At 40.2% G+C, this 12738-nt stretch carries 9 protein-coding genes and 1 tRNA gene; 4 read left to right on the forward strand and 6 right to left on the reverse strand.

From position 1 onward, the window contains the following. Positions 1-147: 147 nt before the first annotated feature. From N7931_RS18430 to rpsU, 6 genes are all read right to left on the reverse strand, one after another. Positions 148-1014, reverse strand: a complete 867-nt coding sequence (locus tag N7931_RS18430) for a phage integrase N-terminal domain-containing protein (protein ID WP_262795815.1) — start codon at positions 1012-1014, stop codon at positions 148-150. A 1204-nt stretch (positions 1015-2218) separates the two neighbouring features. After that, positions 2219-2295, reverse strand: a tRNA-Ile gene (locus N7931_RS18435). 301 nt (positions 2296-2596) lie between these two features. Beyond that, a complete protein-coding gene (gene rpoD, locus N7931_RS18440) occupies positions 2597-4432 on the reverse strand; it encodes an RNA polymerase sigma factor RpoD (protein ID WP_262795816.1) in 1836 nt (611 codons plus the stop codon). A 147-nt stretch (positions 4433-4579) separates the two neighbouring features. Beyond that, the gene (dnaG, locus tag N7931_RS18445; RefSeq protein ID WP_262795817.1) at positions 4580-6343 is read right to left on the reverse strand and encodes a DNA primase; all 1764 of its coding nucleotides are present in this window, start codon (positions 6341-6343) and stop codon (positions 4580-4582) included. A gap of 198 nt (positions 6344-6541) precedes the next feature. Beyond that, complete coding sequence (locus N7931_RS18450; RefSeq protein ID WP_262795818.1) at positions 6542-6988, reverse strand: GatB/YqeY domain-containing protein; 447 nt, start codon at positions 6986-6988, stop codon at positions 6542-6544. Positions 6989-7001: 13 nt separating this feature from the next. After that, the gene (gene rpsU, locus N7931_RS18455; protein ID WP_262795819.1) at positions 7002-7217 is read right to left on the reverse strand and encodes a 30S ribosomal protein S21; all 216 of its coding nucleotides are present in this window, start codon (positions 7215-7217) and stop codon (positions 7002-7004) included. A gap of 184 nt (positions 7218-7401) precedes the next feature. Between rpsU and tsaD the strand changes: the two genes are divergently transcribed. From tsaD to priA, 4 genes are read left to right on the forward strand one after another with little or no spacing between them, the layout of a single operon-like run. Continuing rightward, positions 7402-8412: a tRNA (adenosine(37)-N6)-threonylcarbamoyltransferase complex transferase subunit TsaD gene (tsaD, locus tag N7931_RS18460; RefSeq protein ID WP_262795823.1), complete on the forward strand. Its 1011-nt coding sequence runs from the start codon at positions 7402-7404 to the stop codon at positions 8410-8412. Then, positions 8413-9183 carry a tRNA isopentenyl-2-thiomethyl-A-37 hydroxylase MiaE gene (miaE, locus tag N7931_RS18465; protein ID WP_262795820.1) on the forward strand — a complete coding sequence of 257 codons (771 nt, stop codon included), beginning with the start codon at positions 8413-8415 and terminating at the stop codon, positions 9181-9183. It begins immediately after the preceding gene. Positions 9184-9223: 40 nt separating this feature from the next. Beyond that, positions 9224-10210: a phospholipase A gene (locus N7931_RS18470; protein WP_262795821.1), complete on the forward strand. Its 987-nt coding sequence runs from the start codon at positions 9224-9226 to the stop codon at positions 10208-10210. Between the two features lie 37 nt (positions 10211-10247). Then, entirely contained in the window at positions 10248-12431 is a 2184-nt protein-coding gene (priA, locus tag N7931_RS18475; protein WP_262795822.1) for a primosomal protein N', read from the forward strand. Positions 12432-12738: the final 307 nt, after the last annotated feature.

Below are 12738 nucleotides of genomic sequence, written 5' to 3' on the forward strand. Positions count from 1 at the left end.
GTTGAACTTGTTTTTCTGTATTTAAGTTTAGTCGGCTAACTGGCTTTAGCTGACGTAAATATCCTAGAGCTCAACTTCCGCTTCTGGCACAGAGCAGTTATAACCCACCAGAATTTGGCATGCCAAATTCTTGCGAGAAAAATGACTCTAACTACCAAGGTAGGCGTATGTAATTTTGAGCCTTTCATGACCTAACTCTTTACTGATTTGTAAGCGGGCTATAGTATCCTGTTCATACTCAATCAACGGTAAATTTCGTCTTTGTGGACCGCCATCAGCCGGACACTTCCAGCCGGTTAATTCTAAATAACGCTCTCTTGCGTAATGATGTCGTAATCCGTGATTTTTATTTAATCCAACGCGTATGGTTTCGCGATCATACTCCCCCATTTGTGATTTGTAATTCTTATCAGGTTCGATAAGTGCGCCTTTAGTAACAGCGGCAATATCACGAATAAGTTGTCGTTGAGATTCTTTTCGAATTGGGATCGTGCGGTATTTGCCACCCTTAGCCCATGAACCTTTTATTTGTAGAGTGTTAGCGTCTACCAAAGCATAAGATAAGCTGAATTTCATACATTCCTCTTTTCTAAGCCCAAACTCTTGCTGCAAACGCAGGGAAAGCTTGATTAAGTCACTCTTGATCTTGGCATGCTTATCCATGTCTAACGTTTTTGATTTGCCAATGGGGTTGTTGCGAACTCTTGGAATGCCGTAATCATCATTGCTACGTGAACAGATATTAGGCTTACCTATTTTTTCGGCAATCCAACGCAGTGCGGCCATTCTGTTTTTAATCGTTTTGGGTGCTAAACCTTCATCTTGCCAACGCGTTACAAGATGATTGATATGCTTGGTTTTAAGACCTGATGGATCTCTTAATCGATAGCCATGACTAAGTAGCTGTGCTGCTGCAAGGTTTAAAACTTTGTTTCGGGTAGCTCTAGTACTAAAGCTACTTTCGCGGTGTGTGTCGTTCACCATTTGGTGAAGACGATATCCTAATTGGCTCATTTCATGTTCCTCATAAATTTAAAAATTGATTTTGAAAATATTGAGAAAAACACCAAACCGAAGACCAGGAGGCGAAATGCCAAAATAGGTAAGTTTTAAAGCCATATGAACGGTGCGTAACCGAGCATATTGTCGTAAGACATAAAGGCTAACTGGTCTAAAGCAACAAAGCTGAGCCGTGTGATTTCTGTTGAAATACAGCGCGAACTACTGTGGTTTATATTTGTGTTGTTTATAGTGGGGTGGCCGTGTGACCCATAATGCTGCGAATGCAGCTCCTCAGGAACGTGTTGCGGGCAGCAGATACGCCCTTTTTCTTGATGCTCATTTCGAGCTAGTTCATAAATAAAATTATCACAGTGATCAGAGATTGCAACATCTTTTTGACACGCTCAAATCTCCATCCCTCTTCTGGCCCTGTAATTTTTTAAGGCGGATTGGGTGTCGAGGCATCATGAGCAGAGGCCTCGACGGGCGACTCTGCGAGTCGTCCCTACCTCTTTCGAGTAGGGACGACTCGTCGCCAATCCGCCTCAAATAAAACCCCTGAAATCTTACCAGGGTTTTTCCAAGCATTATTTTTAAAAGCGGTTTATCTTTGTAATTGGCAGCGCACACCGCGATTCGTTATCGATAATAACGGCCCACACCTGGGTGCATGAGACAGGGCTATGGTGCATCAGGGTGCGACCCTGGAGGCGTGTAATCCATCAGACGTTAGGGTTTATCGTCTGTAGCCTTCGAGGATAGTCGTGTAGTTCCTACACGCGCAGCCCATTATATTGGGCTGTTTTTCTTAAGAATTGGTGTGTGCTGCTTTTACTAAAGGTTTCCAATCATTTAGCTTCAATAGAAAATAACAAACACTAACGCACTTCGTTTGTTGAATCCCCTAAATATATTTTAATTGGTTTGGACCAATCCTTTAAAAATATATTTAGGGGATTGACGATAATAATTTAGTTTTATCAAAGTAAGCGTATGAAAAGCTCTTGGATACCCTTTTTCTATATGCCTTGACAAAATAGTAATCGAACTAATGAGCAAACTATTACTGGCTAGCTTCAGTCTCGAACCATCGCAAATGTGATTTAGACATTAACTCTTGCCAAATAATCACAATAGTATTTATTCTGGAAAGTAGCACAGGGGTAGCACAGAGTCGTTTTAGTTAGTGGTTGTTTACGTGGGAAAGCTTATGGAATGGTGGCCCCTCCCAGACTTGAACTGGGGACCTAACGATTATGAGTCGTGTGCTCTAACCAACTGAGCTAAGGGGCCATTCGATAAGTGCTGTTAGCTAATAATTTAACTAAGCGGCGCGCAGTATAATGGACTAAAAAAATCTTGTCACTTGTTTTTGTTAATTTCTTGTCTAAGTGGTTAGATTATAAACAAGATTATATTTTCTTATTTGTTAAATCGCCTGAGGTATTAATTTTACAAGACGATAAAATTTTAGAGCGGTGGCATCATTAAAGCTTAGAATAATATGAGAGCAATATGCTATTAAGCCAAAAATAAAAAAGCCCCGTTAGTGCTTTACTAACGGGGCTTTTAATTGGTTGGTTACGCTGTTTTATTACTCGTCTAAGAAGCTTTTTAATTGCTCTGAGCGAGAAGGGTGGCGTAATTTGCGTAAAGCTTTAGCTTCAATCTGACGAATACGCTCACGGGTTACGTCAAATTGTTTACCTACTTCTTCTAAAGTGTGGTCGGTGTTCATATCAATACCAAAACGCATGCGTAATACTTTAGATTCACGAGCGGTTAAGCCAGCTAAGACTTCACGGGTTGCATGTTGCAGGTTTTCTGACGTTGCAGAGTCAACCGGCGAGGCAATGGTGCTGTCTTCAATAAAATCACCTAAATGCGAATCTTCATCATCACCAATTGGCGTCTCCATTGAGATTGGCTCTTTGGCAATTTTCATCACTTTACGGATTTTATCTTCCGGCATTTGCATTTGTTCTGCTAGCTCTTCTGGCGTAGGTTCGCGGCCTTTTTCCTGTAACATTTGACGAGAGATACGATTTAATTTATTAATCGTTTCAATCATGTGTACCGGAATACGAATGGTACGAGCCTGATCCGCAATTGAGCGGGTAATCGCCTGACGAATCCACCAAGTTGCATAAGTTGAGAACTTATAACCACGACGATATTCAAATTTATCAACCGCTTTCATCAAACCAATGTTACCTTCCTGAATTAAATCAAGGAACTGTAGACCTCGGTTAGTGTATTTTTTCGCAATTGAAATTACCAAACGTAAGTTAGCTTCAACCATTTCTTTTTTCGCTCGGCGGGCTTTTGCTTCACCAATTGACATACGACGGTTGATGTCTTTAATGCTAACAACACTTAATTTAGTTTCTTCTTCAATTAATTTTAGCTTTTGAATACAGCGTAAAATTTCTTCTTCATGTTCTGCTAATGCTTTGGCATAAGGCTGACCACTTGAAAGCGCTTTTTCTAACCATGCAGTTGATGTTTCGTCACCAGCAAATGCTTTGGTAAACTCTTTTTTCGGCATTTTTGCGTATTCAACAGAATACTTCATGATAAGACGTTCTTGAGTACGAACTTTGTCCATCATGTCGCGCATGCCGCCAACTAATTTGTCGAATTGTTTTGGTACTAAACGGAATAATTTAAATACTTCGCTTAATTCTTCAATAACAACACGGGTATCTGGATGATTACGGCCTTTTTCATCAATTACTGCCATTACTTTTTCATAAGCATGACGTAATTGTGTGAATTTTTCACGGGCAAATTCAGGGTCTATCCCTGTATCTTCTTCTTCCTCGTCAGAAGAGTCATCATCTTCGTCGTCTAAATCATCTTGTGATAATTCAGAACCAACGTGAGTGGCAGTAGGCGATAAAATATCGTCATCTTCATCCGGGTCAACAAAACCAGATACAATATCGGTTAAGCGAATTTCTTCTGCTTCAACTTTGTCATATTGGTCTAATAAATAAGTGATGGCTTCCGGATATTCTGCAACTGAGCATTGAACTTGGTTGATCCCTTCTTCAATGCGTTTAGCAATATTAATTTCGCCTTCACGAGTTAATAGCTCAACTGTACCCATTTCACGCATATACATACGAACTGGGTCAGTGGTACGGCCAATTTCACTCTCAACAGAAGCGAGCGCTTGCGCAGCCGCTTCTTCAGCATCTTCATCAGTTGCTGTTGTTTCGTCAGACATCAATAAAGAGTCAGCGTCAGGCGCAGATTCAAAAACCTGTATGCCCATGTCGTTGATCATGCTAATGATGTCTTCAATCTGATCTGAGTCGACTATCTCTTGCGGTAGATGGTCATTAACTTCGGCGTAAGTTAAATAGCCTTGCTCTTTACCTTTCGCAACGAGTAGTTTAAGTTGTGACTGACGGTTTTGCTCCATACAGACTTCCGCTTACCTATGAAATGAAATTAAATACGATGCAGTGAACTCGACATTATAGCATATTTAAAAATTTAATATATATCTGAGTTGATATTACCCAGTATAACTAAATAATGGTCATTAAATGTCGGTTTTGCATTTTGCTTATTTTATTTTTAATAAAGCTAAATATTCCTGTTTTTCTTGCTCAGAAATCAGGTTCATTTTAGCTTTAGTTTGCAACATTGCTTTACGCTTAGTCACAAACAAAGATAATATTTTTTCAATTGAGTCTAAAAAGACAACCTCGATATTTTCGGTTTGAACATGGTGCTCCCACATCATCAGTTGTGACACAATTTTTTCTTTATCAGTTCCGCGCCAGTGCTCTAAAATTTGCGCTGCGCTACAGTTTTGTTTACTGCGAACAAATAATAATAAATCTACAAAAAAGTCGATTCCGGCTTCATCCATTTTAGCTAATGCTTGAAGCTGACTATCTGACATATTTGCCAGATGTTTTACTAAATGGGGTTGCTCAAGCAATAATGCAACCGCTAATCTGACCGGTGTTACTTTTCGTGATGTATTTGACGTAAATTTGGCTTGTTTTGCTTTGGCTTGTGCAATTTTATCGGCTTTATTTGAGCTCACCGAACGTTTTAGTTTAATCGATAAGGTTTCATTAATTGCGTGTTTATATTCGCTGTCTGGCATTTGATCAATTAAAGGCTGCGCCAGTTGGCTCAATTTTGAGCGGGCAAATTCCCCTTCACTTTGGCCTATTTGGCGATACAGTTCTTGGTAAAAAAAGCTTACAAAATCCTGTGCTTTATCTATTAACTGTTCAAACTTCTCTTTGCCAAATTGTTTAATATACGAGTCTGGATCTTCGCCATCAGGCAAAAATACAAATTTAATCTGAATACCATCCACTAAACTGGGTAGGGCGTTTTCAAGTGTTCGCCATGCCGCTTTTCGGCCTGCATTATCACCGTCATAACAACAAACAATTTCGCTGGTTGAGCGCATCATTAATTTGATATGATCACTGGTTGTTGCTGTGCCAAGTGAAGCCACCGCGTAAGTGACTCCGGCCTGAAACAAAGCAACTACATCCATATAGCCTTCAACTACCAATAAACGGTCTAATCCGCGATTTGCATTACGAGCCTGATATAAACCATAAAGTTCACGACCTTTATGGAAAATTCTGGTTTCTGGCGAGTTTAAATATTTAGGCGTGCCATCACCGATTACACGCCCACCAAAACCGATGCATTTTCCGCGCCTGTCTAAAATAGGAAACATTAAACGATCACGAAACCGGTCGTAGAATCCGGCTTTGCCATCTTTTTCTATTAACATGCCTAAATCGGCAAGCTGGCTCGCACTTTGTCTGCTTTGCCCATAATTTTTGAGTAAAGCATCCCATTCATCAGGGGAATAACCAATTTGGAATTGTTCAACAATATCAGCTGATAATCCACGTAGCTTGATATAATCTTTTACTTTTTCTGGAGCCTGTTGCAATTGCTGTTGGTAAAACTCAGCCGCTTGCGACATTACTTCAAAATCTTGCTTAATTTGAACGGCCTGCGCACGCTCTTGTTGAGGGTTAGCAACTTGCTCACGCTCAACTGTTACCCCATTTATATTGGCCAGCTCTTCAATGGCATCAACAAACTCTAAATTATCGTATTCCATTAAAAATGAAATAACATTGCCTTTAGCGCCGCAACCAAAACAATAATAAAATTGTTTATCGGGTGCTACCGTAAAAGAAGGGGATTTTTCATTATGGAAAGGGCAGCAAGCTGAGTAATTCTTGCCTGTTTTTTTTAATCTGACACGGCTATCAATTACGTCCACAATATCAGTGCGAGCAATTAAATCGTCGATAAAATGTTTAGGAATTCTGCCTGCCATATTCTTCTAATTTTTACGATAAACAGATAAAGCGAATCTTTAAAAGCTAATAGTGTATTAGCCAATAAATTAGATTGCACTATAGCGCAATTTACGTGTGAGTGAATAAATTTCTGCTTTTATAGCTAAAAATAGTTTGGCTATAAAATAACAAAACCGCACATAGGTGCGGTTTTGTAATACACAAGCAAAGTGGGTTTAAGCAGTTAGTTTAGCTTTTACAGTTTGGCTAACCTGACCCATATCAGCACGACCCTGAACTTTAGGTCGAATAATATTCATTACTTTGCCCATGTCCTGCATGCCTTGAGCGCCGCTTTCTGTAATTGCATCAGATACAATAGCAGCCAGTTCGTCAGCACTTAATGCCGCAGGTAAAAATGTTTCAAGAACAGCAATTTCGGCTGCTTCAATTTCAGCCAAGTCTTGACGACCGCCTTCAGTGTATTGTGTGATAGAGTCTTTTCGCTGTTTAACCATTTTGGTTATAATTGCTAAAACCTCTTCATCACTTAGGCTTTTTTGACCATCTACTTCTTGCTGTTTAATGGCTGAAAGGGCTAACCGGATTGTCCCCAAACGTGCTTTATCTTTAGCACGCATTGCCTCTTTCATTGCATCTTTCAGCTGTTCAGTAAGCGTCATTGTCAAGCTATTCTTAGTATAATTTTACGCGACGAGCGTTTTCACGAGACATTTTTTTAGCGTGACGTTTAACCGCTGCAGCTTTTTTGCGCTTACGCTCTGCAGTTGGTTTTTCGTAGAATTCACGGCTACGAACGTCGGCTAAAATACCCGCTTTTTCGCAAGAACGCTTAAAGCGACGTAGTGCAACGTCAAATGGTTCGTTTTCTCTTACCTTAATAATTGGCATTAAATATCACCTCAGGATAATTATATATACCGCTTCCAACATGATTTAAGCGGCCAGACTAAAAAATGGTGCGCAATTCTAATCCAATTATCCTGTGAAAGTAAAGTTATTGAATACAAAAACTGGTGAAACTTATATGAAATCGCTAAAATGCCGCCAAATTTTGATGATAGAAAGGTATTCTATGCGAGTTTTGGGCATTGAAACATCCTGTGACGAGACAGGAATTGCAATTTATGACGATGAAAATGGGCTCTTGGCTCATCAGCTTTACAGTCAGGTAAAATTACATGCAGACTATGGCGGTGTTGTACCTGAACTGGCATCCAGAGATCATATACGCAAAATCATCCCTTTAATTGATGAAGCATTAAAACAGGCAGGTTGTGATAAATCTAGCATTGACGGAATTGCATTTACCTCTGGCCCCGGATTAATTGGTGCTTTATTAGTTGGCTCAACGGTTGCTCGTGGTTTAGCCTTCGCGTGGAATAAACCTGTGATTGGGGTGCACCACATGGAGGGCCATTTATTAGCGCCTATGTTGGAAGAAAACGTACCGCAATTTCCGTTTTTAGCTTTATTGGTTTCTGGCGGCCACTCTTTAATTGTTGAAGTGAAAGGCATTGGCCAGTATCAGATTTTAGGTGAAAGCATTGATGATGCAGTTGGCGAAGCGTTTGATAAAACTGCAAAAATAATGGGATTAGATTACCCGGGTGGACCTCGATTAGCAAAATTGGCTGAGCAAGGTACAAAAGGTCGATTTAAGTTTCCTCGGCCGATGACTGACAGACCGGGTTTAGATTTCTCTTTTTCTGGTTTAAAAACTTTTGCGGCCAATACACTACGCGATCAAGGGGACGACCCCCAAACCCTAGCTGATATCGCTTATGCATTTCAGGAAGCCGCAGTTGATACCTTAATCATTAAATGCAAACGTGCGCTTAAACAAACCGGTTTAAAACGTTTAGTGATTGCCGGTGGTGTCAGCGCTAACACCGAGCTTCGCCAAAAAATGGCTGAGCTAATGCAATCTATGCAGGGTGAAGTTTTTTACCCAAGGCTAGAATTTTGTACCGACAACGGCGCTATGATAGCTTATGCTGGACTACAAAGATTAAAAGCTGGGCAAATTAATCAAAATATTGAAATTAAACCACGCTGGCCATTAAATGAGTTAGAAGCAGTATAAATGAAAAACTCAGAGCAATTTGATGAATTATTAGCGCCTATCCATACATTTTTACAGTGTAAAACACCAGATGCATGGATAATAAAAGCCAGTCAGCCAGAAAATTTACGCATGTTATTAATTGATCACATGATATGCGAATTAAAAGCGGCACAAACCGCTATGTGGCTGATTCGTAAATACGCAGTCGATAAACAAAGTGGCGATGCGTTATTAGCATGGCTAAAACCTTACGAAGATTTTATTTACCGTAAGCAAGGTGACTTTGAAACTTTATCTGGGCACAAAAATGCGTTATCCAAGCAAATTAAACCGCGTGCGGATTCACCTTATGGGCAGGATCTAATTGATAAAATGGTGCTATTAATAAAAGAAGAATTGCATCACTTTTATCAGGTATTAGAAATCATGCATACGCGTGGTATTGAATACGACAATATTAGTGCAGGGCGATATGCTAAAGGGTTAATCCGCCATGTTAAAACTCACGAGCCACAAACTTTAATTGATAAGTTAATTTGTGGTGCTTATATTGAAGCTCGTTCGTGTGAACGTTTTGCTAAATTAGCGCCACATTTAGATGATGAACTGGAAAAATTTTATATTTCATTATTAAGATCAGAAGCGCGTCATTATCAGGATTATTTAACCCTAGCAGAGCAAATTGCTGGTGAGGATATTTCAGCTCGAGTAGACTTTTTTGGTCAGCAGGAAGCGCAGTTGATTTTAGCGCCGGATGATGACTTTAAATTTCATTCAGGCTGCCCATAGCTTGTTGGTGGTTAACAAACAAAATAATACGGAAATATTTATGTTGAAGTATGTTAAAACAATCTTTTTATCCGCAGCTTTGTTTGCCAATTATGTGCAAGCACAAACCAGCGAGCAGGACGCCTGTTATTTAGAAGCGATAAAACAAGCTAAAAAAGAGACTCAGATTGCAGAGATTGTGAGCCAATGCGAAGATGAAAGTGAGCATGAGCCGCCGGGTGCGCTGAGTGAACGAATAGAAGCCGAGCGAGAAACATTTTTTAATCCTTATGTGATTACCCCACATAAAATGAATTATATTTTACCGGTTAGTTATACCTCAGGCTTTAATGATAAATTAGATATTCCGGCAGATGTGCGCGAATCAGCCCGTAACATTGAAGCTAAATTTCAAATTAGTTTTAAAGTTCCACTCAATCAAGAGCCTATTTTTACCGATGGCGATGCCTTGTTTTTTGGCTTAACCATGCAATCTTGGTGGCAGCTTTATACCACTGAAATGTCTAAGCCATTTCGTGAAACAAATTACCAGCCCGAGATTTTTTATTATTTACCGGTAAACTGGCAATTATTGGATACTAATACCAGTTTGGCATTTGGACTGGAACATCAGTCAAATGGGCGGAGTTTGCCTTATTCGCGTAGCTGGAACCGAATTTATTTAGCGGTTTTAGTTGAGGATGATCATTGGGCATTAACTTTACGGCCTTGGTGGCGTTTGCCTGAATCTAAAGATAAAGATATCGATGACCCTAACAGAGATGATAACCCGGATATTGCTCAATACATGGGGTATTTTGAGCTTTCTGGTGCATACCGGATTGACCAAAACATGCAGGGGCACTTTTTAGTCAGACAAAACTTTAACTATTCGCGCGGGGCTGTTGAGCTTGGGTTTACTTTTCCGTTATGGGGACGGGTGACCGGGTATTTACAATACTTTAATGGTTATGGTGAAAGCCTGATTGATTATAACTATGCCCAGCAAAGAATAGGTTTAGGTATTGCGCTAACCAGTTTGCTTTAATTTGTTTTATATTTTCAGCTAATAAAAAAGGATCTCAGTGGCAGTTGCTCAAGTTGCGTTAGCCGTTCCGCTGCGCCGGTTATTTGATTATCTTATTCCTGCCAATTTAAATTGCCGGGTGGGTATGCGAGTGAGTGTCCCATTTGGCAGACAAAAGCTGGTTGGCTTTGTGGTGAATATTACTGAAACCAGTGAATATCCTGAGCATAAATTAAAGCAAGTGCTTACTTGTTTTGATGACATACCTTTAATGAACTCAGCACAAATGGCGATGCTAAATTGGTTGTGCCAATATTATTTATGCCCGCCGGGCGAAGTTTTTATTAATTTATTACCCAAAAAATTAAAGCAGGGTGATGCTGCTCAACTAGTATCCGAGCCAATTTGGCAGCTTAATCAACCTCAGTCAGCAGACTTTTCAAATCGAGCCAAACAGCAGGCTGCGTTATATCAGTATTTACAAACGCATGGTGCAACTGCACAGAGCTTATTAAAGCAAGCCGGATTTAGCAAAGCGATTATTAATCAACTCGATAAAAAGCAGTTAATAACAACAATTGATGTTTTAGCTTTGCCGCCTAAAGCGCTTAAAATCAATCTGTCGCCATACCAGCTTCATCCCCAGCAAAACAATGCAATTAAACAAATTGAAAGCACAGAGGGGTTTAAAACTTATTTGCTAGAAGGCGTTACCGGCAGCGGTAAAACCGAAGTGTATATGCAACTTATGGCAAAAGTGCTGGCGAAAGGTCAGCAAGTGCTTATTTTAGTGCCAGAAATTGGTTTAACGCCACAAACTTTAAAGCGTTTTCAAGCACGATTTGAATGTGAAATTGCTATTTTACACTCAGAATTAAATGACAGTGAGCGGCATAATGCTTGGCTAAAAGCGAGTAAAGGGTTAGCGCCGATAGTTTTAGGAACGCGCTCAGCTGTATTAGTACCAACACCAAATTTGGGGCTGATTATTCTGGACGAAGAACACGACAGCTCTTATAAGCAACAAGATGGCTTAAGATATAACGCTCGCGATGTTGCAATAAAACGTGCAGCCAGTGAAAACTGTAAAATTATATTGGGCAGTGCAACGCCATCGCTCGAAAGTTTAAATAATGCTCAGCAAGGACGTTTTGTTCATTTAACCATGCTAGAACGGGCGCAAAAAAATCCACCGCCCAAACCACAATTACTGGATATTAAAGATCAACCTTTACAAGCTGGTTTAGCTTATGGTGTGGTGCAGGCAATTGAGCATCATATTAATCAGGGAAATCAGGTTTTAATTTTTTTAAACCGGCGCGGATTTTCCCCTGCTTTAATTTGTCATGAATGTGGCTGGGTTTGTCAGTGTAATCGCTGTGAACAACATTTTACTTTTCATAAAGCACTCGCGCAGGTGGTGTGCCACCATTGTGGTGATATGGCTAAACCGCCAATGCAATGTGCAGAATGTGGCTCAACTCAAATTATTGACTGGGGAATAGGCACAGAACAATTAGCCGATTGGCTTTGTGAAAAATTTCCGCAGGCGAAACCAATCCGAATTGATCGTGACAGTGTGCGCCGAAAAGGGGAGTTAGAAAATAAACTCAGTGCGATTACGCAAGGCGAACACCAAATAATGATTGGCACACAAATGCTGGCAAAAGGCCATCATTTCCCTAATTTAACACTAACCGTTGTGGTAAATATTGATAGCGCTTTGTATAGCTCCGACTTTAGAGCGGTTGAAAAAATGGCTCAGTTACTAGTGCAAGTGGGTGGACGAGCAGGGCGCGAAGAAAAACCGGGGCAGGTTATTTTGCAAACTCATTTTCCTGAACATGAATATTTACAAACTCTGATTCATAAAGGGTATCCGGCGCTACAGCAAAAATTATTAGCAGAACGCGAAGCTATGCATTTACCGCCTTTTTATTTTTGGGCAATTTTGCGATTAGAGTCTGTTAAACAAGATAAAATTATTGAAATAACCGAAATTATTGAACAACTATTTAGTCAGCAAATTCAGCCGCATTATCAAAATGTAGAACTTCTAGCTAGCATGCCAGCCCCACAAGAGAAACGAGCCGGAAAATACCGCTATTTAATGATTTTTCAAACCAATAAACGTAGCATGCTTAATGCAGCCATGCAGCAACTTATTATGAGCTTGGAGCAAAATAGTTTTAGCCAGCAAGTTAGATGGACTCTGGATATAGATCCACAAGAATTGAATTAATTGTTTACTCGCGTCATTCCTTAGATGAAAACCTCACGCAGGTCGGCTAATTTGTCATTCCTAAGATGGACGACGGTTCAGCATAACAGTCATTCCCGCGAACGACTGAATGGATTCAGGAGGTAGGATAACGCAAGGAGCAGTTATCGAGGCGGGAATCTCAGTTAGGCAACTTCGGTGTTTGGGTTTTATGCTGATGCTGTGTTGTCGGCAGGAGATTCCGTATCACGTTCGTTCCTCACTGTACGGAATGACGAGTTTTATAACCATCCCGATATGTTGTGAAGGTTATTCCAAGTTTTATACA

This window comes from Catenovulum sp. 2E275, assembly GCF_025515275.1.
Classification (GTDB): domain Bacteria; phylum Pseudomonadota; class Gammaproteobacteria; order Enterobacterales; family Alteromonadaceae; genus Catenovulum.

What these genes read in the sequence shown, in the direction of transcription:
- N7931_RS18430 (WP_262795815.1), bottom strand. Translation starts at nt 1,014, where the DNA reads ATGAGCCAATTAGGATATCGTCTTCACCAAATGGTGAACGACACACAC.
- rpoD (WP_262795816.1), bottom strand. Translation starts at nt 4,432, where the DNA reads ATGGAGCAAAACCGTCAGTCACAACTTAAACTACTCGTTGCGAAAGGT.
- dnaG (WP_262795817.1), bottom strand. Translation starts at nt 6,343, where the DNA reads ATGGCAGGCAGAATTCCTAAACATTTTATCGACGATTTAATTGCTCGC.
- N7931_RS18450 (WP_262795818.1), bottom strand. Translation starts at nt 6,988, where the DNA reads ATGACGCTTACTGAACAGCTGAAAGATGCAATGAAAGAGGCAATGCGT.
- rpsU (WP_262795819.1), bottom strand. Translation starts at nt 7,217, where the DNA reads ATGCCAATTATTAAGGTAAGAGAAAACGAACCATTTGACGTTGCACTA.
- tsaD (WP_262795823.1), top strand. Translation starts at nt 7,402, where the DNA reads ATGCGAGTTTTGGGCATTGAAACATCCTGTGACGAGACAGGAATTGCA.
- miaE (WP_262795820.1), top strand. Translation starts at nt 8,413, where the DNA reads ATGAAAAACTCAGAGCAATTTGATGAATTATTAGCGCCTATCCATACA.
- N7931_RS18470 (WP_262795821.1), top strand. Translation starts at nt 9,224, where the DNA reads ATGTTGAAGTATGTTAAAACAATCTTTTTATCCGCAGCTTTGTTTGCC.